We start from the raw sequence: 19,216 nt of genomic DNA, 5'->3' as shown, positions 1-19,216 counted from the left end.
GCTCAAAGCCCGAGAAGGTAGCAATAATTGTATTTAAATAAAGAACCGCTGTCAACAAAAAGAAGCTATTGAAGGAGATTATTTCCCGTTAATTGAAATTTACCAAAGGGACCTGATCATGCCCCAAAGGATAACCGTTCAGCCAGGGGATAAGGGAGCCCGGCCTGAATGATCTTGTGCTGGGCTTTGGGAATGTCGTATTCGAACCGGCGGATTTGAATCTGCTTTTTATGCTCATCTTCTTCATAAATGCAGTAAGCACCCCGCGGATCATAATCGCGGGGCTGTCCTGCACTGCCGACATTGATAATAGAGCGGTGGCCTTCCTCCAGCACGATACTCTCGCCTGAGCTTCGCCAATAATTCCCGAACCCGTCAGTGGTTATGATCTGCACCTGATGGGAATGTCCGATAAAGCAGAGGGCAGAGGAAAAACAGGGGAAATTTTCGGCTGCATCATCCTCAGAAAAAATGTAATGCCATTCGGCCGGCTTGCGGGGAGTGGAGTGGACCAGACACATCTGGGGAAACTGAAGAATGACCGGCAGGCTTCCGAGATACAGCTTCTCCTCAGGCGTTAACTGTGACTGTGTCCAGAATATGGCTTCCCTGGCCAGGGGATTGAAGAATTCCGGGGAAGTGAGCCCCGCGGCAGCATAATCATGATTTCCTGCCAGCATAAGGTCAGCGGTCTCTGCGATCTGGTGCAGGCACTCGGATGGATTGGCTCCATACCCGACCGCGTCGCCCAGAAAGAATATCCGATCCGGCTGCTCCCTGGCAACCTCGGTCAGCAGGGCTTCCAGAGCCTCAAGATTTCCGTGGACATCGGAAAAAATAAGGTATTTCACCCTTCCGAACCTCTCTTACTCCGGCTTCGGCCCCCTGTCCCGGGGCAAGCCCGGAGAAGATAACAACTCATCCTTATCCCTGGCGATCTTGTCCAGGATGCCGTTGACAAAGGGCACCGATTCATCCGTTCCATAATCTCTGGCGATCTCCAGCGCCTCGTTGATGCTGACCCTGTCCGGAATTTCCGGCAGGAACAAAATCTCATAGGTAGCCAGCCGCAGGACATTACGGTCCACTGTAGGCATCCGGGTGATTGTCCATTTTTCCGAATACCGGCAGATGCACTGATCGATAAAGGCCAGATGCTCCAGGGTCCCAGTGGCCAGTTGATTGGCAAACTCCTTGACTTCGGGGGACTGATCACGGGCAGCCCAAAACAACTCAATTCCTTCCTGAAGAGGGTCTCTGGTGATGTCCAACTGAAAAAGAATCTGGAGGGCAAATTCTCGTGCCAGCCGCCTCTTACCCATCAGAATTTACTCACTCTCCTTTTCGGCCAGTTTCCGATACAGCCTGGCCATCTCAATGGCGCACATGGCTGCCTGGAAGCCCTTGTTGCCTGCTTTCGTACCTGCCCGTTCAATGGCCTGTTCAATCGTGTCAGTGGTGACAACTCCGAACATTACCGGCACTCCGGTATCCAGGGATACTTTGGCGATGCCCTTGGCCACCTCTGCACTGATATACTCAAAATGCGGCGTATCACCCCGGATCACCGCACCCAGGCAGATGACCGCCTCATACCGCTTCTTCTGGGCGACTTTGAGAGCCGCATACGGGATCTCGAAAGAGCCCGGTACTTTAATAACCTCTATATTATCTTCGTCTGCTCCGTGCCGCAGGAGTGCATCCAAAGCACCAGCCAGCAGCCGGTCGGTAATAAAGTCGTTGAAGCGGCTGACAATGATACCAAAGCGGATACCTTCCGCGCTCAGGTCCCCTTCCACAATTTTGGGCATTACATTTTCTCCTCAATGGTCAGCAGGTGACCAAGCTTGTTTTTTTTGGTTTTCAGATAATGAGCATTGTTCTGACAGGGCTCGACTTCAATCGGTATCCGGCGGGTCACCTGAAGGCCGTACCCTTCCAGGCCGACGATTTTGCGCGGGTTATTGGTCAGGAGCTGGATCTTTTTCAGCCCCAGATCAGCCAGCACCTGGGCACCCACTCCATATTCGCGAAGGTCTGCCTTAAACCCAAGGGCTTCGTTGGCCTCGACCGTGTCCTTGCCTCCATCCTGAAGCTCGTAAGCCCGCAGTTTGTTCAGCAGGCCGATACCCCGGCCTTCCTGGTGCAGGTAGAGGATGACCCCCTTTCCCCGCTGAGCGATCATTTCCATGGCTCTTTTGAGCTGTGCCCCGCAATCGCACCGCAGCGATCCCAGTGCATCGCCGGTCAGGCATTCCGAATGGACCCGCACGAGCACTTCCTCGTCGGCAGACCATGTCCCCATGGTCAGGGCGATGTGAACCTGCCGGTCGATACTGCTCTGATAGGCGATAGATTGAAATATACCGTACAGGGTGGGCAGGGAGAAAGATGCAGCCCGCAGAATCAGCTTTTCCGTTTGCAGCCGGTAGGTAATCAGGTCTTTAATGGTAATCAGCCTGATGTCATGCTTCTTCGAGAATTCGATCAGAGAAGGAAGTCTGGCCATGGTGCCGTCAGGATTCATGATTTCACAGATAACCCCTGCCGGGTATAAACCGGCCAGACGGGACAGATCCACGGCTGCTTCGGTTTGTCCGGTCCGTGCCAGAACCCCGCCCTCTTTGGCCCGCAGCGGGAACATGTGACCAGGCCGGGCCAGGTCTTCTGGCCGTGTTTTCGGATCAATGGCCGCTAAAACAGTTGCCGCCCGGTCTGCGGCGCTGATCCCGGTAGTAGTCTGATGTTTGGCCTCGATCGAAACCGTGAAGGCCGTCTCGAAGGATGAGGTGTTCTCCTGAACCATCATCGGGATTTTCAGCTCATCCAGCCTCTGGCCGGTCATGGGCAGGCAGATCAGCCCGCGGCCATACTGGGCCATAAAGTTGATGATCTGCGGCGTGACCTTTTCAGCGGCAACGGTGAGGTCCCCTTCATTCTCCCGGTCCTCGTCATCGATAACAATGAGCATTTTGCCCTGGCGAAGATCTTCCAGGGCGTCTGGAATCGTACTAAAGCACATAAGATATTTCCCTCAAAACAATCGAGGAGTCAGAATTCAGAAGGCGGAATTCAGAAGGTTTTTATTCTGACTCCTGGCTCCTGACTCCTGAATTCTTGTTATTATGATAAAAACCCATGTTTGGCTAAAAATTCTTTTCCCAGCGTGGAATTTTCCGGGGAACCGGCAGCTTGAGACAGGGGATGAGCAGTCAGGAGACGATGAACATATTTAGCCAGAAGGTCTGCTTCCACATTGACCGCATCACCCGTTTTCTTTTCTTTCAAGGTGGTTACTTCAGCGGTATGGGGGATGACGGATACCCACACCAGCCCATCTTCCAGGGAAGCAACCGTCAGGCTGATTCCGTCAAGACCGATCGATCCCTTGTCAACCAGGTAGCAGGAAGCACTCTTTGGGGGGGCCACTCCCAGCAGGTAATGCCAGCCGTTTTTCGAGAGCTTTCTGATGTATCCGACACCGTCGATATGGCCGGAAAGAAGATGCCCTCCCAGGCGATCACTCAACCGCAGTGCCCGTTCCATATTGACCCGGTCCGAGACCCGCAAACTGCCAAGGGTCGTTGTCCTGGCCGTTTCCAGCGAAAGATCAAATTCAAGGCTCTGGTCAGTCAGAGAAACCACCGTCAGGCAGACGCCGTTAATACAAATGCTGTCCCCGATCCGGTCTGTACTGTCAACCTGTGAGGTCCTGACCCTGACCTTGATAATCTCTCCCGTGCGGTGCACACTGGCAACCGTTCCCACTTCTTCAACGATACCGGTAAACACAAAAAAACCTCAAAAGCCCCCTTTCCGCTATTCCCCGCTGCATCCAAAGGGAGACCAGATGCAGGCTGAAGGCGGCTTCTCGACATATCCTTCAATCATCAGATCGTTACCAAAGCGTTTGGTTTTGATGTTATTCAGCTTAATGGCATCATCTACCCTGGCCACCCCGTCACCTCCGATGGTGCTTGGGGCAGCGGCGCCTCCGATAATCTTGGGTGCGATAAACATGATCACCTTATCGACGATCCCCGCCTGGATGGCAGAACCGTTAATACTGGCTCCTCCCTCGATCATGAGCGAAGTGATCTGCAACTGCCCCAGCTTGACAACCATATCCTTCATATCCACCATATTCTTGCCCATGGTTTTCACAAAAATTATCCGGGCACCCGTCTTTTCCAGCTCCTTGACCCGTTCTACCGGTGCATTGATCGTGGTGACGATGATATTTTCGGCCTCCGACTGCTGGGTAAATATCCGGGCCTTTAACGGGATCCGCAGGAGACTGTCGACCACGATCCTTTTGGGATCCCTGCCCGGTTCATCTTTGAGCCGCGTGGTCAGACGGGGGTTGTCGCGAATCACCGTCCCGATACCCACCAGGGTGGCATCGATCTCGTTGCGCAGTTGATGGACAAAGCCCCGCAGCAGCGCGCTGGTTATCCACCGGGAGTCACCGGTCTTGGTGGCCATTTTCCCATCGAGGCTCATGCCCATTTTCAGGATAACAAAGGGGGTCTTGGTCCTGATATACTTAAAAAAGTATTCGTTGAACTTTCGGGCAGCGCTTTCCAGAACGCCGGTCTTGACCTCGATCCCCTGCATTTTCAGCTCTCTGATCCCCTGCCCGTTTACCAGGGGATTCGGATCTTTGGTAGCCACCACGACCCGCTGGATACCGGCGCGGACGATTTCAGGGATGCAGGGCGGCGTCTGCCCCTGGTGACAGCAGGGCTCAAGGTTAATGTAGAGGGTAGCGCCCCGGGCATTTTCTCCGGCGTCCTGAAGTGCCCGGATTTCCGCATGGGGAGCCCCGTACCGCTCATGGTATCCCTGCCCCACGATCTTGTCATTCTTGACAATAATAGCCCCTACCATCGGATTGGGGGAAGTTCTTCCCTTGCCCTGAGCAGCCAGTTTAAAAACCTGATTCATGTATTCTCTATCCATATTTCAATCTTCCTCAGCGGTTTCAAACAAGGCAGCGATGAATTCATCGGCCTCAAAATCGCGAAGATCCTCGACGCTTTCACCCACACCGATCAGCCTGACCGGTATGGACAGCTCATGAACGATGCTGAAAATGATGCCTCCCTTGGCTGTGCCATCCAGTTTGGTCAGCGCAAGGCCGGTGATTCCCTGAAGCGCCTCATTGAATTGCCGGGCCTGCTGGAGCGCATTCTGACCTGTGGTAGCGTCCAGTACCAGAAGGATTTCATGCGGAGCCTCCGGCATTTCCCGGGAGATTACCCGTTTCATCTTTTGCAGCTCAGCCACCAGGTGGTCTTTGGTGTGCAGCCTGCCTGCGGTATCGATAATCACTAAATCCATGTTTCGTGACCGGGCAGCCTGAATGGCATCATAAACCACGGCTGAAGGATCCGAACCGGACTGGTGTTTGATCACTCCGCTACACCCTGCCCGCTGACCCCAGATTTCGAGCTGCTCAATAGCCGCAGCCCTGAAGGTATCCCCCGCGGTCAGGAGCACCTTCTTCCCCTGCCGGGTATAGCGGGCAGCCAATTTGCCAATGGTCGTGGTTTTTCCAACACCGTTGACTCCCAGCACCATCATGATAAAGGGAGCGTGTGCGGAAATATCCAGGGGAGATTGAAACGGTTTTACTATTTCCAGAAGCTCCGCCTGCAGGACTGACCGGAGCATCGAAGCCTCGGTGATTTTTTGCCGCCGGGCCTTATCCCGCAGCCGATCCACCACCTCATGAGAGGTTTGAAAGCCAAGGTCAGCCAGGATTAAAACTTCCTCAAGCTCTTCAAATAATTCCTCATCAACCGCAGTCTTGCCACGAAGCAGCCTGTTGATGCCGCCCATAAGGGTATTATGGGTTTTCGCCAGGCCCTGCCGCAGCCGCTGAAACCAGCTTGTTGGTTTAAGTTCCATTGTTTTTCTCTGTGCCTCTGTGTCTTGAGTGGTGCCCTTTGCCTTTACCTTTGTATTTTGTCTTTACTTCATCTTCAGCCTGCCAAGATACCCTCGAGCCTCCCCAGCCCGGCCACTGTCCGGAGCAAGATCAATAACCTTTTGGAATTCTCTGGCTGCCAGATCGCTCTGTCCACTCTGAAAATAGGCTAAAGCCAGGTGGTAGCGGCACTCGACAGCGAGAGCATCGTTCTGGCTCTCCTCAGCCATAGAGAGCAGTTCCAGAGCTTTCTGAAAGGATTTTACGGCAGATGCATGCTGTTTCAGCGCAAGCAGAGTCAAACCCAGATGAAAGTGCGTATCGGCATAGTTTGCATCCAATTCCAGTGAGGTTTCAAATTCAGTCCTGGCTTTTTCGTATTCCCCGCGGCGATAATAGGCTAATCCTTTATTAAAGTGTGCCAATTCGGGCGTCGTATACGAAGGGATCGCCAGCGCCCTGTCAGCATAGCGGATGACCTCAGACCACCGCTCCTCCTTGCCCAGAGCGGCAGCCAGGTTGTTATAGGCTTCCGGATACTCCGGGCTCAGCCTGATCGCTTTATGGTATTCCTGGATAGCCGCGGAGAATTTCCCCTGGAAATAATAGGTCAATCCCAGCCCGTTATATACCCGCGGGTCTTTCGGATTGAGCTCCCTGGCCTTCTGGAATTCACCAAAGGCCAGGTTATATTTTCCATTCCGAAGGTAGAGCAGGCCGTATTCGTAGTGGTTCTCCGCCTCCTGCAAACGGGCTTTCATCCCCTGGCATCCTCCAAGGCCGAATATGGCGGCCAGAACAATGCCTGCAACAGCCATGCGTAGTGTAGGTAATGCAGGTAAGGTTTTTCTTCTTTTCATTTTCCCTCTGAAGCTTTGAGTAATTCCTGAATGACTTTTCCCAGATCATCCTGATACTGGCCATACTGTGCCCAGTTTCCGTTTCGCAGGCTCTCCAGGGCTTTCTGGAAATACTGATCAGCCTGCCTGGCCAGATCGTTCAGTGACTGTGCTCCGCCGCCCGGTATCTGCGCCGGTTCACGCTGCTGGGCCGGGGGAGGCGGCGGCGGAGCGGCTTCTGCCATCTCCTGGCCAAAGACCGCCTGCATGGCTTCCGGCAGCGTTGGCTTCATCTCGATCTTATCTCCATAGGCCACGATCACCCGCTTTAATTCAGGCAACTGGCTTTCCCCTGCGGCCACCAGATACACCGGCTCGATATAGAGGATTGCCCGCTCAATGGGGATGACCAGAAGGTCTCCCCGAAAGACCTGCGAGCCCTGCTGACTCCACAGGGTCAGCTCACGGGAAATCTCCGTCTGCTGATCGATCCGGGCCTCGACCTGACGGGGACCGTAAATGAGCTTTTCCTTGGGGAACTTATAGACCAGCAGTTTCCCGTAATCAGGACCATCACACCGGGCACATATCCAGGCAATCATGTTGCTTTTATTATTCGGGGTAAAGGGCACCATCAGGAGGAATTCCTCTTTTTCCTGCTCCGGCAGGCGCATGGTCAGGTAGTACCCTTCCATGGGAGACTCTTCCTGATCTGAGAGTCCTTTTTGCCTCGGCAAATCCCACTGGTCTTCCTTATTGTAGAATACCTGGGCATCCTGCATGTGGTAGAGCTGATACATATTGGCCTGAATCTCAAATAAATCCTTGGGATACCGGATATGGGACCGCAAATCCTGCGGCATTTCGGAAAAAGGCCGGAACAGCGCAGGAAACATCTTCTGATAAGTTTGAATGATCGGATCTTCCTGATCGACCACATAATAAATCGCCGTCCCATCATAGGCATCGATTACCACCTTGACCGAATTCCGGATGTAATTGATTATTCCAGCTCCGGGCTGCCGACCGGACAAAAGCATCGGCAGCGGTCCTCCTCCCTGGAGGGGCAGGCTGTCATCAGCCGAAACCAGCATGGATTGCTCGGAATAGGGATATTTGTCCGTGGTCGTGTAGGCATCCTGAATCCAGTATATATGCCCATCGGCTGATGAGACTACCGGATAAGGGTCCCGATCATAGATCAAAAAGGGCGCCAGGGTCCTGACCATATCCCTGATTTCGCGGTGAAACATAATGCGGCTCTCAGGTTTGACATAACTGGTAAGGAGGATTTTAAAGTCTGAAAACTTCAGGGAAAAAATCAGCCGGTGAAGATATGATCCAACCCTCACCCCGCCCTTTCCCTGGTAATTGGTATAGACATTGGTGTCTCCCCTGGGATAGTCAAACTCGGGACTGGCCGTATTGACGATCACAAAATCATTGGCCCGCTCTCCATAATACACCTCGGGCCGCCTGACTTTCAGGTCCACCTCGCTGACCGGAGGAATATTCTTGATTACCAGATTGGGCAATCCCTTTTCGGTCACGCTGTTAACCGGGCTCATGCAGAGTCCGTAGCCGTGCGTGTATTTAAAGTGTTCGTTTTCCCAGGTCCTGGCCTGTTCGGGCAACTGACTTTGATTAAGCTCCCGGGGAGAGAGCATAACCTGGGTATGTTCTCCATTGAGAATATACCTGTCCTCGTCCACATTGATAAAATTGTAGTACAGCCGCATCTCCTGAAGCTCGCTGTAGGTTTGTTTCAGGGGTTTTTTATCCCACAGCTTGACATTCCTGAGCGTAAGAGCATTTTTTTGGATATCCGCCAGGCTCAGGTTGGTAAGGGCCTGAAAATTTTTCTCCTCGATTTTATCGAGGTTATATCCCAGGCGGGTATACTGAATATTGTGCTGAATATACGGCCGTTCCTTGGCCAGTTCATTAGGTTCGACGATAAACTGCTGGAGTGCCCAGGGGTAGAGCTCATTCACCAGGATAGAAAGGACAAACAAACTGGCCAGACCGATCAGGGGCCACTTCCACCCCCTTGAGGAGATATTGATCCAGAATAAAAAGGCACACACCCCGGCAATGATGAACAGGATCCAGTAGGCTATCAACTGAGCGTGCATATCCGTATAGCTGGCACCGAAGACCACGCCCCTCGATGAATAGAGCAGCCCCAGCATTTTGAGCCGCTTGTCCCAGGCAAAGAGCAGCAGAAGAAGACTGGCTAAAACCGACAGGTGGGCCTTGGCCCTGCGGGTAAACATGAAGTCAGCCAACTTGAGCCGTATCTCCCCATCTTTCGAATAGATATAGCCAACCAGTCCAGTGGTTATCAGCAGGGTATAAAAAAGCCATTTTTGCATGAACACCATGACCGGATAAGAAAAGACAAAATATCCGATATCCCGGTGAAAGATCGGGTCAAGACGGGAAAAAGGGGTCTGATACCAGAACCGGAGAAATTCGTCCCACTTCATCCCTGCCGGCCATATACCCATAAATACACTGAGAACCAGGCAGCCGAGCAACAGAAGCCGGTTAACGTATTCAGGCCTGATGGGGATGGTTTCCACTCCTCCCATGCCCTGCCGCCGGACGGAAAGCTCCCACTGTTTTTTTGAAGGCCCGGTTTTTCGGGCCAGATACAGGTTAAGCCCCGCCACCAGGAAGAACAATGTTCCCAGAGCAATGGCCGTCAATCCCTTGGTAAGCAGGATGGTCCAGAATACCGAACTGTAACCAAGCCCTTGAAACCACAACAACTCTCCATAGATGTCGGCTGCCTTTCCCAAAACAAGGAAGAGCAGCAGGGCAAGGCCAAAAAGAAGGATTATCTTTTCCTTTCTCATGAAATTCTCCCTGAGGGAATATACTGCTGTTGATCGTTGATCAGTGGATTGCCACGGTATGCCACCATAACCAGTGGACCGACAATACAATCAGCGGACCATCAAAAGGGCATAATTTACCAGCACTTATGCTACCATAAACCGAAAAAATATGTCAAGGGATATCAGCCGGGGTTGCAGCAGAGGTATCTACTCAGGCACAGAACCAGGCACAAAGGGGAATATGGGGATACTTCAACCTTGATGGGTCAACTTGAAGAAGTCAGTAAGCTGCTGGAAGCCTCTTGTCGATCCATTCCGACTCCTGGCTCCTCACCGGCTTTCTCGGTGCTCAAGGTTTCTAACCTTCTTCTGGTCAGGACAGGTTTGAAGAAGCTCCCTCACGGTCTTGCCAATCGCCGGATGCTCCAGATCCGGCGCGATTTCGGCCAGGGGATAAAGAACAAATTTGCGAAGGTGCAGCAGTGGATGGGGAATTACCAGGTCTTTTTCCTCAATCTGCTCATCCTCATAGAGGAGAATGTCGATATCGATGACCCTTGGACCCCACCTGAAATTGATCTCCCTGCCCAGACTTTTCTCTATTTGCTGAGTCAGGTTCAGCAGACTATGCGGGGAGAGCTCGGTCCGGATTTTCAGGACCAGGTTAATAAACCAGTCCTGCTTCTCATACCCATAGGGTTCGGTCTCATAAAATGAGGATCGCTCGACCACAGAACCAGAAGATGATCGCTGAAGCTGATATATAGCCTGATAGCAGTGGAGAATCCGGGGTTCAATGTTGGAGCCAAGACCCAGATAGACCTCAGCGGCCATGATTTTTCTCCCTGGTTTTTATGAAGTACACGGCGCGGTAAATACTGTGGACGTCACCCCAGTCCTCTCCCTCCAGGGGAGAGGGGAAAAAACAGTGCCCTGAGCTTTGGGCATGAACTCCGCTGCCTCTTAACTTAATGGCATTGCCCTTCAGGCTGGGTACTTGCAGATGCTCACAAAACCTTTCTCATCCGGTCCACGGCCTCGGCCATTCGCTCTTTGGGGATGGTCAGGGCCATGCGGATAAATCCCTCGCCATAGGTGCCGAATCCTGTACCCGGTGTGCAGATGATTCCCGCCTCCCTGAGAAGCCGCAGGGTTAAGGCTTCGGAGGTGGTGCCTGCGGGGACCTTGATCCAGAGATAAAAGGTCGCCCTGGGTCGCACTACGGTAAACCCAAGAGATTCGAGCCCCTGGCAGAGGACATCACGGCGCTCCTGATAGAGCCTGCACATATCGCGGACGCATTCCTGGTCCATGTTCATGGCTGCGATACCGGCCCTCTGGACAGCCTGAAAAATTCCCGAATCGATATTGGTTTTAACCTTGCCCAAAGCGGCAATGATTTCGGCATTGCCTGCGGCAAAACCGATGCGCCAGCCGGTCATGTTATAGGTTTTGGACAGGGAATGAAACTCGATTCCCACCTCTTTGGCCCCCTCGATCTGAAGGAAGCTCGGGGCCTGATAGCCGTCGTAAGCAATTTCGGAATAGGCATTGTCATGGCAGACGATGATATTATGCTTTCGGGCAAAGTCGATTACCTGCCGGAAAAATCCCGGCTCGGCTGTGGCTGCAGTGGGGTTGTTCGGATAGTTGATAAAGAACAGCCGGGCTTTTTGCAGCACCGTGGGATCAGAGATTTTTGTCAGATCCGGGAGAAATCCGTTCTCCGGCAGGAGGGGCATGCGATGAACGATCCCTCCGGCCAGGGTAGTCCCCGCCTGATAAACGGGATAACCCGGATCGGGAACCAGGCAGACATCGCCGGGATTGAGAAAGGCCAGCGGAACATGCGCGATCCCTTCCTTGGATCCGATCAGCGAGAGCACCTCGGTATCAGGATCAAGATCGACCCCGAATCTCCTCTGGTACCACCGGGCTACAGCCTCTCTGAAGTCGCGCAGGCCCTGATAGGACGGGTAGCGGTGATTGGCCCGGTCTTCCACGGCCTCTTTCATTTTCTCCCGGATATGGAGAGGGGTTGGCTGGTCAGGGTCTCCGATTCCAAGATCGATAATATCCACCCCATTTTTTATGGCTTCCACCTTCAAAGCGTCGATTTTGGCAAATAAATAGGGAGGAAGCTGATTCAGTCTTTCGGCAATGGCTATCTTCATAATGCAGGTATCCTCGATATTAAAGAAGTTATCAGTTTGAAGTTATCAGCTCTTTTTCTGACCACCGTTTTTACTGACCACTGGCCACTGACCACTTTCATTGAAGAAACGGATTGGATTTTCCATCGGTTTTTATGGGCAGGGTTATGGTAAAGGTCGTCCCTTCATTTACTTTGCTCTGCACCTGGATATTGCCCCCGTTTTCTTCGACAATGGCTCTGACTACATATAAACCGAGGCCGTTTCCCTTGCCGGTGCTTTCGCCGGTGGTGAAGCAGTATTGGAATATTTTGCCAAGGTTCTCTTCAGGAATGCCGATGCCGGTATCACTGACCATGATCACGATCTCATCAGCTCCATTAGTCATGTTATGCCGCTGGAAGGTTTTGAGCGTCAGGGTCCCCTGATTATTCGGCATGGCTTTTACGGCATTGGTAATGAGATTGACAAAGGCCTGGACTATCTCTCTAGTATTCATAAGGGTATCCGGCAGATTCGGATCATATTCCCGAACTACCTTGATATCCCGCAGAGGGGTTTGAAAATTGGCAAATTCCACGGCTCTGTTCAACTGCTCGTTGACGTTGGCCTGGCTGAGCTGAGGAGGAGATGGTTTTGAGTACCAGAGCATTTTCCTGATCATGCTGCCGATCCGCTCGACATCTTCCTCAACCTGCAGCAGATGACCGGTCAGCTCGGTAAAACCGATTTTTTCCGTCTTGTTGACCAGCAGTTCGGCATAGGCGAGTATTGAAGCCAGGGGATTATTGATGTCATGAGCCATACCTGCGGCCATGCTTCCCAGAGAAGCCATTTTCTGCGTGTGGATGAGCTGGTTCTGAAGGTCGCGCTTTTCAGACTGATCTCTGGAGATACAGGATAATCCGAAGATATGACCATGAGGGTCCTTGATCAGGGACAGACTCATGGTAACGGGAATTTCTTTCCCCTTCCGGTTGATCATCGATAATTCCAGGTTCTTGACCGAGCTGTTCTCTTTGACGCATTTGAAGAGGTGGCCCACCTCATCATGGTGATGAGCGGGGACGAGGATGTCCCATTTCCTGCCGATCGCCTCTTTATCAGAGTATCCGTATATGGCCTCCGCTCCCTGGTTCCAGGTGACGATCACTCCGTCCAGATCGAAGCTGATGATGGCATCCGTAGAGTTTTCCACCAGATGGCTCAAGTACCGCTGCGTCTTGTTAAGCTCCTGCTGCAGGTTGATCTTCTGGGTAATATCATCCACCAGGAGAACCGCACCCAGAATCTCTCCATTCTTGCGGATAGGAGAAATTTTATAGGCACAGCATACATGCTCGCCCAGCGGATTGAGGCTGTAGATATGGCCCAGTTCCGTGGTTCCTCCATGATGCACAACCTGAGATATCCGCTGGTGGAGGTTATCCTCGCGCAAAACCGGAAACAGGGAGAAGATGTTTTTCTCCAGAGCGTTTTCCCGGGAAATGCCGGTCAATTCCTGAATCTTTTTATTCCAGCTCGTGACCGCAAACCGGGAATCAATGGTAAAGATGCCGACATTGATATTTTCCAGGATACTGTTATGAAAATCCACCAGTTCCTGAAACTGCCGGGTCTTGATGGACAGCCTCTGATTGGCGTTGACCAGTTCCTGGCAGATCATCTTGTTTCTGAGTTTGATCTGGCGAAACTTCAGGGCATTGCCGACAACGGCCAGAACCTGGGAATCGTCGAAGGGTTCAACCAGATAGTCATCCGCTCCGTCGCAGATGAGATCCCTGATCCGGGATTCATTTTCCTGATTGACCAGAAAAACAATCGATGTATTTTCATGGTTCTGATGCAGGCTTTTCAGAAGGCCGGGATCATCCAGAAAGGGAATGGAATAGCTCCAGAGAAGAAGATCCGGGGAGTCTTTCTGAACATGCTCAAGCAACTCATCCTGCTTCGAGGCGGCAATGATCTGATAGTTATTCTGAATCAGAATGGTTGAAAGCTTGCCCAGAAACCGGGGATTACTTTCGGCAATGAGAATCTTTTCTCGCATGGCCTTACGGAATCACCTTGCTTAAGGGATATTCGACAATCCCGGTAGCTCCGGCTTTTTTCAGTTCCGGAATGATGTCGCGCACGACTTTTTCATCGATGACCACTTCCAGGGCTACCCATTCTTTATCCACCAGAGTCGATATGGTCGGAGTGTGCATGGCTGGAAGCAGGGCAACGATGCGGTCCAGATCCTTCTGGGTAATATTCATTTTGAGGCCGACCTTTTCTTCAGCCAGGAGCGATCCCCGGAGCAGGCAGGCCAGATTTTCGATTTTCTCCCGTTTCCAGTTGTTGTTCCAGGCAGATTTATTGGCAATCAGCCGGGTGGTGGATTCCATCAGGGTCTCGACAATGCGAAGATTATTGGCCCGCAGCGTGCTGCCGGTCTCGGTCAACTCGACAATGGCATCGGCCAGGGTCGGGGCCTTGATCTCCGTAGCTCCCCAGGAAAAAAGAACTTCGGCATTGACTCCCGCTTTCCGGAGGTAATTCCGGGTAAAGTTGACCAGCTCCGTGGAGATTCTCTTTCCTTCCAGATCCTGGATGCTCCGGATATCGGAATCATTCGGGACAGCCAATACCCACTTGACCGGAGCCAGACCTTCCTTGCCGTAAATCAGCTCGGCAACCTCGTGTACATCGGCGTTCTGCTCCAGTATCCAGTCTTTGCCGGTCAATCCGACATCCAGGACCCCGTTTTGGACGTAAATGGCCATCTCCTGAGCCCGGATAAGCATGGCTTCCATCTGATAATCGTTAATTACCGGATAATATGACCTTTGACTTACCGATATATGGTATCCCGCCTTCCGAAACAGGGCAATTGTCGCTTCCTGTAAGCTCCCTTTCGGAATCCCGATTCGTAACTTCATGAAACTACCTCCGCCTTTGATATTTTTCTACAGCTCGATTATGCTCTTCTAAAGTGAAAGAGAATTGATGAGTTCCATTATTTTTTGACACAAAATAGCGATACCCGATATTAAGAGGATGCAAGGCTGCCCAGATTGAATCTTTACCGGGATTGGCAATAGGACCGGGCGGAAGCCCGTATATGCGGTAGGTATTGTAGGGAGAATCAATCGACAGGTGCTCTTTGGTCAGAGTTCCGCCAAAGCTTGCCAGTGAGTAAATGACGGTCGGATCACACTGCAAGCGCATGCCGTCCCGGAGCCGGTTGTGATAGGCAGCCGACACAAGAGGTTTCTCTTCCTTGCAGGAAGTCTCTTTTTCAATCAGCGAAGCCAGGGTAACAATCTGGTGAAAATCAAATCCTATCTCCCTGGCCCGCTCTTCCCATTCCCTGGGAATAACCTGGTGAAACCGGAGAACCATGGCCTCGATAATCAATTTTTCAGGCAATCCTTTGGTAAAGCAGTAGGTGTCGGGAAAAAGATACCCCTCCAGACTTTCAGCCTGAATACCAAGCTGCCTGGCCAGAGCCGGATCATTGGCTGTCTCGATAAATTTTTCCGCGTCAGCCATACCGCGCTCTGCCAGTATTTCAGCAATCTGCCGGATAGTGCGCCCTTCCGGCACCGTGACCTTATGGCACAGAGCCTTGCCATGCTCAAGCATGTCGAGAAGCTGCAGGATATTGATGGTTGAATTCATCCGGTATTCTCCCGCCTTGATCACCATGCCATACTTTACCCTGGTCAGCAGCTTAAATAACCAGACGTCCCGAATAACTTTCTCTTTTTTGAGAAGGAGAGAAATCTCACTGATATTCATTCCCCTTTTGATTTCGATGATCTTCCCCTCCGGATCGTCCAGGTAAAGAGGCGTAGTGAGAGCACCATAAATATGAATGGCAAGCAATATCAGAAGCGTCAAGCCAACAAAGGTGACAGCCCCCCTGCCGATTCTTACCTGTCTTCCCTGCCCTACGGAAAATTTCATTGCCCTGTTCCATACCAGTATCTATCTTTCGGGAAATCCTTACACCATGCTTCTCGGAATGCCTGACAAAAAGTATGGGCCTGATTTTTCAGTTTGACTTTAAATTTCATTCCGATATTTATGCCAAAACGTTATTTTAAGGAAGTATTCCCGCTAAAGAACCGCCCACATCCGTAGTGGCTGTAACGAAGGGCTTGGCTGGAAATGGTATATCCGTCCGAGAATTTCATCTCGTGTTCGCCAGACTTTTAATCCAATCATTATACCTGACTCTCGTTCCTAAATCAATACTTCATCAAAGGTAAAAACACCGGATGCAGCAAGGGAGCGGGGGGAAAGCTTAATCTTGAGTGCGCGTTAAGAAGTTAACGTTGAGAGGGGTTATATATCCCGCTTTTTCAGGTGGGTAAGCCGGGTTTTGTATTCTTCTGATTTGATCAGTATATTTGATTCTGATTTAAATATAAGAATTATATTGACAAGGACAACAGGCGCTGCCATACCTAAAGTCAATATAGCCATATTTTCAGAATAAAGTTTTGAAATAATTATAGATATACCCAGGATGAACAAAGATGATCTCGCTCTTAATGAAGACAGCTTTTTTGTTCTCGCCTCTTTTATAATAAATTCCTGGATTTCTGCTTTAAATGCTTGAGCTTCTTCCTTATCCTTGTTTTTAAGTCTTTCCGCTGTTCGATATACTTCATCCGATTCTTGATTTAGGCTTTTTAAAAGCTCGCTCGTTGTAAATACCTCTCTGTACCGGTATCGGCATATTTTTATTTATATCATACTTAATCTTTCAGCATTCGTCAAGTTTTCGTACTGACTGATCACCTGGTAAGCACTTGATATTGCCTCTGGAAAGGCCCCTGAAAGCCCTTCCAGCACCATAAGAAATAATAGTAAATATAGAAAATATCTGCCTGCTCTGCATCACCGTTGACAGAATAGCCAGAAAGGATTTAAACTGACATATGCTACTGGAAAAGGAGGAATTATCTGCCATGATCAAAACGGGAGAAATAGCCAGTCGGCTTGATAAGTACCTCGCAAGTGCAGGAGAGGACCTGCGGGTCGAAGAGGTCAGAATAGGGCTCGGCTACGTGGGGGTAAGGATCGAGGGCGAGCGGCGGATAGGGCTGGCCGCTGTACTTCGGAGTGAGCTGTCGCCCTGCTGTTCAGTCCTTGCTGAAGCCGGACACCTGGCCGGGCTTTCGGTATCTGTCCTGTTAAGTCGCCTGGTCGAAGGGAAAAATCCCCTGGAAAAAGCCCTGGGACTGGCCACAGCCAATGCCCTCATCGCTCCGGGGCCGCCTCTCATGACATCCTCTCCTGACGATGAGGAGAATGACGCCATTGGGCTGATCAATCTGACCCCGCAGGACAAGGTGGCCATGATCGGCCTTTTCTCCCCCCTGGTTTCGCGGATTGAGAAGAGCGGAGCCGCCCTGTCCATCATCGAGCGGAACGAGACGATGCGGGGTGTGCCATTGGTCCATCTGCCCGAAGATCAGGAAACGGAAATCAGGAGGAAGATATTGCAGGAGTGCACGGTGGCCATTATTACGGCAACCTCCATTTTAAATGACACCCTGGAAGAAGTGCTGAACGGGCTGGGCACCCCCCGGCACGTACTTATCCTTGGACCCTCAACTCCCCTGTGTGCCGAAGTGTTTCGGGGAACCCCGGTGACTCACCTTGGAGGCTCGGCTGTTCTCGATGAGGGTAAAGTGATGCAGATTGTCTCCGAAGGAGGAGGAACCCGGCAGCTTCGCCCGTTCCTGCGGTTCGTCAATGTGGCGGTGAGAGGGTGATTTTTCTGGCTTCTTTTTTTGAGATAGATTTTGAGAACGGTATATGAAACAATTGAAATCTGAGCACATCCCGCCAACCGTTATCGCCCTTGGACTGGTCAGTTTCTTTACTGACCTCTCAAGTGAGATGATCTATCCTCTTCTGCCGGTATTTCTTGCCTCGGTGCTCGGAGCAGGAGCTTTCAGCCTTGGACTCATCGAGGGTGTGGCCGAGGCCACAGCCGCTATCCTCAAAATTGTTTCAGGCTACCTGACGGACAGGTCAGGGAAGAAAAAGCCCTTCATTCTTGCCGGGTACAGCCTGTCCTCTTCGGTGCGCCCCCTCATCGGCCTGGCCACGGCCTGGCCTGTGGTTCTTGTCCTGAGATTCATGGACAGAGTGGGCAAAGGTATCAGGACCTCGCCGCGGGACACCCTGATTGCCGAGGTCACTGAGTCCGGATTCAGGGGCCGGGCCTACGGCTTTCACCGGGCTATGGATCATGCTGGTGCGGTCTTTGGTCCTCTGGCCGCAGTCCTTCTGCTGAAGGGTTTCGGGCTTTCGCTGCGATGGGTGTTTCTCCTGTCCGCGTTTCCCGCAGTCATGGTTATCGTGATTATCCTCTTTTTCGTCCGGGAGAAGGAAACCGATCCTGGAGGGGCCAGTCCCCAGAAGGGGCCGGTCAAAGGGGAAACTGACCAAAGGGCTGCTTTGGGAAGCGGTTTCAGGCTGTTTCTCCTGGCAGTCATCACCTTTACCCTTGGCAATTCCACCGATGCCTTCCTCCTGCTCAGGCTCAACATGGCCGGCGTGGGAGCGGCAGGAGCTGCGGTGTTGTGGGCGATATTCCACGTGGTGAAAATGGCTTCAACCTACGCCGGAGGAAGACTTTCCGACAGCCTTGGCCGAAAATCCATGATTATTGCCGGCTGGGCTTACTATGCCGGGATATATCTTCTGTTTGCTTATTTACAAGGCAGGATGGCTTTGATTACGGTCTTTCTGCTCTATGGCCTTTACTTTGGCCTGACTGAACCTGCCGAGCGGGCTCTGGTGGCCTCATTCGCTCCGCAGGCTTTGAGGGGAAAAGCATTCGGCTATTATCATGGTGCAATCGGCCTTGCCTCGTTACCGTCCAGCCTTATCTTTGGCCTGATATGGCAGAGATGGGGCTATCAATACGCCTTTATCATGGGGGCAGGTTTTGCCCTGCTTGGGTGTGCGCTCGTCCAGGCAGCGGCATCTGCCAGGGCGGCAGGCTAAAGCGGAATAGAGCGGCTGCCAGGTGTATATGCTGCCTCATAATTAAGCAGCCTGTTTATGTGGCAGTCTCGAGAGAATAGTCTCGATATAGGCTTTTCTGCCCTTTTCTGATGGCTGATAGAACCCTTCTTGAATATATCGTCTTTGCGAGGCAGGAAGTTCTTTTAATCCGCGTTTAATACAGGTCTCGTATAATTCCAATAGTTCTGATTCATCTCCGACCTTTTTGCTTTTATCAATTAATTGCAGGCATTCTGTATCCTTACCCAGAATTTCTATTAACTTTTTTTTAGCTTCTTTTGCCCGCTTAGTACAGGTCGCCATAAATACGCGACCACATAGAAAACAAAAAGAGGTTCGGACATGGTAAAATATCCTTGGTACCAGAGAAGAGGTATCAAAAAAGGTCTGAAAGGAGTGATTATCATGCCA

The 19,216-nt window shown here is 51.5% G+C and carries 17 protein-coding genes; 2 read left to right on the top strand and 15 right to left on the bottom strand.

Annotation, left to right across the window (positions count from 1 at the left end):
* Positions 1–116: 116 nt before the first annotated feature.
* The 14 genes from AB1611_15210 to mltG all read right to left on the bottom strand — a co-directional run bounded on the left by AB1611_15210 (position 117) and on the right by mltG (position 15,721).
* Positions 117–851, bottom strand: a complete 735-nt coding sequence (locus AB1611_15210; GenBank protein ID MEW6380941.1) for a metallophosphoesterase family protein — start codon at positions 849–851, stop codon at positions 117–119.
* A gap of 15 nt (positions 852–866) precedes the next feature.
* Positions 867–1,322 (bottom strand): transcription antitermination factor NusB, encoded by a 456-nt coding sequence (gene nusB / locus AB1611_15205; protein MEW6380940.1) that lies wholly within the window; start codon positions 1,320–1,322, stop codon positions 867–869.
* A 6-nt stretch (positions 1,323–1,328) separates the two neighbouring features.
* Positions 1,329–1,811 (bottom strand): 6,7-dimethyl-8-ribityllumazine synthase, encoded by a 483-nt coding sequence (gene ribE / locus AB1611_15200; GenBank protein ID MEW6380939.1) that lies wholly within the window; start codon positions 1,809–1,811, stop codon positions 1,329–1,331.
* Positions 1,811–3,022: a bifunctional 3,4-dihydroxy-2-butanone-4-phosphate synthase/GTP cyclohydrolase II gene (locus AB1611_15195; protein ID MEW6380938.1), complete on the bottom strand. Its 1,212-nt coding sequence runs from the start codon at positions 3,020–3,022 to the stop codon at positions 1,811–1,813. The genes ribE and AB1611_15195 overlap by 1 nt, the downstream gene beginning before the upstream one ends.
* A 101-nt stretch (positions 3,023–3,123) precedes the next feature.
* Complete coding sequence (locus AB1611_15190) at positions 3,124–3,792, bottom strand: riboflavin synthase (protein ID MEW6380937.1); 669 nt, start codon at positions 3,790–3,792, stop codon at positions 3,124–3,126.
* 27 nt (positions 3,793–3,819) lie between these two features.
* Positions 3,820–4,962 (bottom strand): bifunctional diaminohydroxyphosphoribosylaminopyrimidine deaminase/5-amino-6-(5-phosphoribosylamino)uracil reductase RibD, encoded by a 1,143-nt coding sequence (gene ribD, locus AB1611_15185; GenBank protein ID MEW6380936.1) that lies wholly within the window; start codon positions 4,960–4,962, stop codon positions 3,820–3,822.
* A gap of 3 nt (positions 4,963–4,965) precedes the next feature.
* A complete protein-coding gene (gene ftsY, locus AB1611_15180; protein MEW6380935.1) occupies positions 4,966–5,913 on the bottom strand; it encodes a signal recognition particle-docking protein FtsY in 948 nt (315 codons plus the stop codon).
* 63 nt (positions 5,914–5,976) lie between these two features.
* Positions 5,977–6,750 carry a tetratricopeptide repeat protein gene (locus tag AB1611_15175; GenBank protein ID MEW6380934.1) on the bottom strand — a complete coding sequence of 258 codons (774 nt, stop codon included), beginning with the start codon at positions 6,748–6,750 and terminating at the stop codon, positions 5,977–5,979.
* Positions 6,751–6,788: 38 nt separating this feature from the next.
* A complete protein-coding gene (locus AB1611_15170; GenBank protein ID MEW6380933.1) occupies positions 6,789–9,632 on the bottom strand; it encodes a UPF0182 family protein in 2,844 nt (947 codons plus the stop codon).
* A gap of 312 nt (positions 9,633–9,944) precedes the next feature.
* The gene (gene folK, locus AB1611_15165) at positions 9,945–10,448 is read right to left on the bottom strand and encodes a 2-amino-4-hydroxy-6-hydroxymethyldihydropteridine diphosphokinase (protein ID MEW6380932.1); all 504 of its coding nucleotides are present in this window, start codon (positions 10,446–10,448) and stop codon (positions 9,945–9,947) included.
* Positions 10,449–10,621: 173 nt separating this feature from the next.
* Positions 10,622–11,788 carry an LL-diaminopimelate aminotransferase gene (locus AB1611_15160; GenBank protein MEW6380931.1) on the bottom strand — a complete coding sequence of 389 codons (1,167 nt, stop codon included), beginning with the start codon at positions 11,786–11,788 and terminating at the stop codon, positions 10,622–10,624.
* 97 nt (positions 11,789–11,885) lie between these two features.
* Complete coding sequence (locus AB1611_15155) at positions 11,886–13,817, bottom strand: PAS domain S-box protein (protein ID MEW6380930.1); 1,932 nt, start codon at positions 13,815–13,817, stop codon at positions 11,886–11,888.
* 4 nt (positions 13,818–13,821) lie between these two features.
* Complete coding sequence (gene hisG, locus AB1611_15150) at positions 13,822–14,691, bottom strand: ATP phosphoribosyltransferase (protein ID MEW6380929.1); 870 nt, start codon at positions 14,689–14,691, stop codon at positions 13,822–13,824.
* Positions 14,692–14,695: 4 nt separating this feature from the next.
* Positions 14,696–15,721, bottom strand: coding sequence for an endolytic transglycosylase MltG (mltG, locus tag AB1611_15145; protein MEW6380928.1), 1,026 nt, complete (start codon positions 15,719–15,721; stop codon positions 14,696–14,698).
* A gap of 1,010 nt (positions 15,722–16,731) precedes the next feature.
* On the opposite strand from mltG, the gene AB1611_15140 reads away from it, so the two are divergent.
* On the top strand, positions 16,732–17,541 hold the full coding sequence (locus AB1611_15140; protein MEW6380927.1) for a DUF364 domain-containing protein: 810 nt from the start codon (positions 16,732–16,734) through the stop codon (positions 17,539–17,541).
* A gap of 43 nt (positions 17,542–17,584) precedes the next feature.
* Entirely contained in the window at positions 17,585–18,784 is a 1,200-nt protein-coding gene (locus tag AB1611_15135; GenBank protein ID MEW6380926.1) for an MFS transporter, read from the top strand.
* Between the two features lie 42 nt (positions 18,785–18,826).
* Here AB1611_15135 and AB1611_15130 read toward each other — a convergent pair.
* The coding region (locus tag AB1611_15130) for a hypothetical protein (GenBank protein ID MEW6380925.1) at positions 18,827–19,216 on the bottom strand (390 nt) is incomplete at its 5' end.

The organism is bacterium (assembly GCA_040755755.1).
In the GTDB taxonomy this organism is placed as follows: Bacteria; SZUA-182; SZUA-182; order DTGQ01; family DTGQ01; genus DTGQ01.
Note: the sequence above shows the minus strand (reverse complement) of the source record. Positions and strands in the feature narration are given on the sequence as shown.

What these genes read in the sequence shown, in the direction of transcription:
- ribD (MEW6380936.1), bottom strand. Translation starts at nt 4,962, where the DNA reads ATGGATAGAGAATACATGAATCAGGTTTTTAAACTGGCTGCTCAGGGC.
- nusB (MEW6380940.1), bottom strand. Translation starts at nt 1,322, where the DNA reads ATGGGTAAGAGGCGGCTGGCACGAGAATTTGCCCTCCAGATTCTTTTT.
- AB1611_15160 (MEW6380931.1), bottom strand. Translation starts at nt 11,788, where the DNA reads ATGAAGATAGCCATTGCCGAAAGACTGAATCAGCTTCCTCCCTATTTA.
- AB1611_15170 (MEW6380933.1), bottom strand. Translation starts at nt 9,632, where the DNA reads ATGAGAAAGGAAAAGATAATCCTTCTTTTTGGCCTTGCCCTGCTGCTC.
- ftsY (MEW6380935.1), bottom strand. Translation starts at nt 5,913, where the DNA reads ATGGAACTTAAACCAACAAGCTGGTTTCAGCGGCTGCGGCAGGGCCTG.
- AB1611_15140 (MEW6380927.1), top strand. Translation starts at nt 16,732, where the DNA reads ATGATCAAAACGGGAGAAATAGCCAGTCGGCTTGATAAGTACCTCGCA.
- hisG (MEW6380929.1), bottom strand. Translation starts at nt 14,691, where the DNA reads ATGAAGTTACGAATCGGGATTCCGAAAGGGAGCTTACAGGAAGCGACA.
- AB1611_15195 (MEW6380938.1), bottom strand. Translation starts at nt 3,022, where the DNA reads ATGTGCTTTAGTACGATTCCAGACGCCCTGGAAGATCTTCGCCAGGGC.
- mltG (MEW6380928.1), bottom strand. Translation starts at nt 15,721, where the DNA reads ATGAAATTTTCCGTAGGGCAGGGAAGACAGGTAAGAATCGGCAGGGGG.
- AB1611_15135 (MEW6380926.1), top strand. Translation starts at nt 17,585, where the DNA reads ATGAAACAATTGAAATCTGAGCACATCCCGCCAACCGTTATCGCCCTT.
- folK (MEW6380932.1), bottom strand. Translation starts at nt 10,448, where the DNA reads ATGGCCGCTGAGGTCTATCTGGGTCTTGGCTCCAACATTGAACCCCGG.
- AB1611_15155 (MEW6380930.1), bottom strand. Translation starts at nt 13,817, where the DNA reads ATGCGAGAAAAGATTCTCATTGCCGAAAGTAATCCCCGGTTTCTGGGC.
- AB1611_15175 (MEW6380934.1), bottom strand. Translation starts at nt 6,750, where the DNA reads ATGGCTGTTGCAGGCATTGTTCTGGCCGCCATATTCGGCCTTGGAGGA.
- ribE (MEW6380939.1), bottom strand. Translation starts at nt 1,811, where the DNA reads ATGCCCAAAATTGTGGAAGGGGACCTGAGCGCGGAAGGTATCCGCTTT.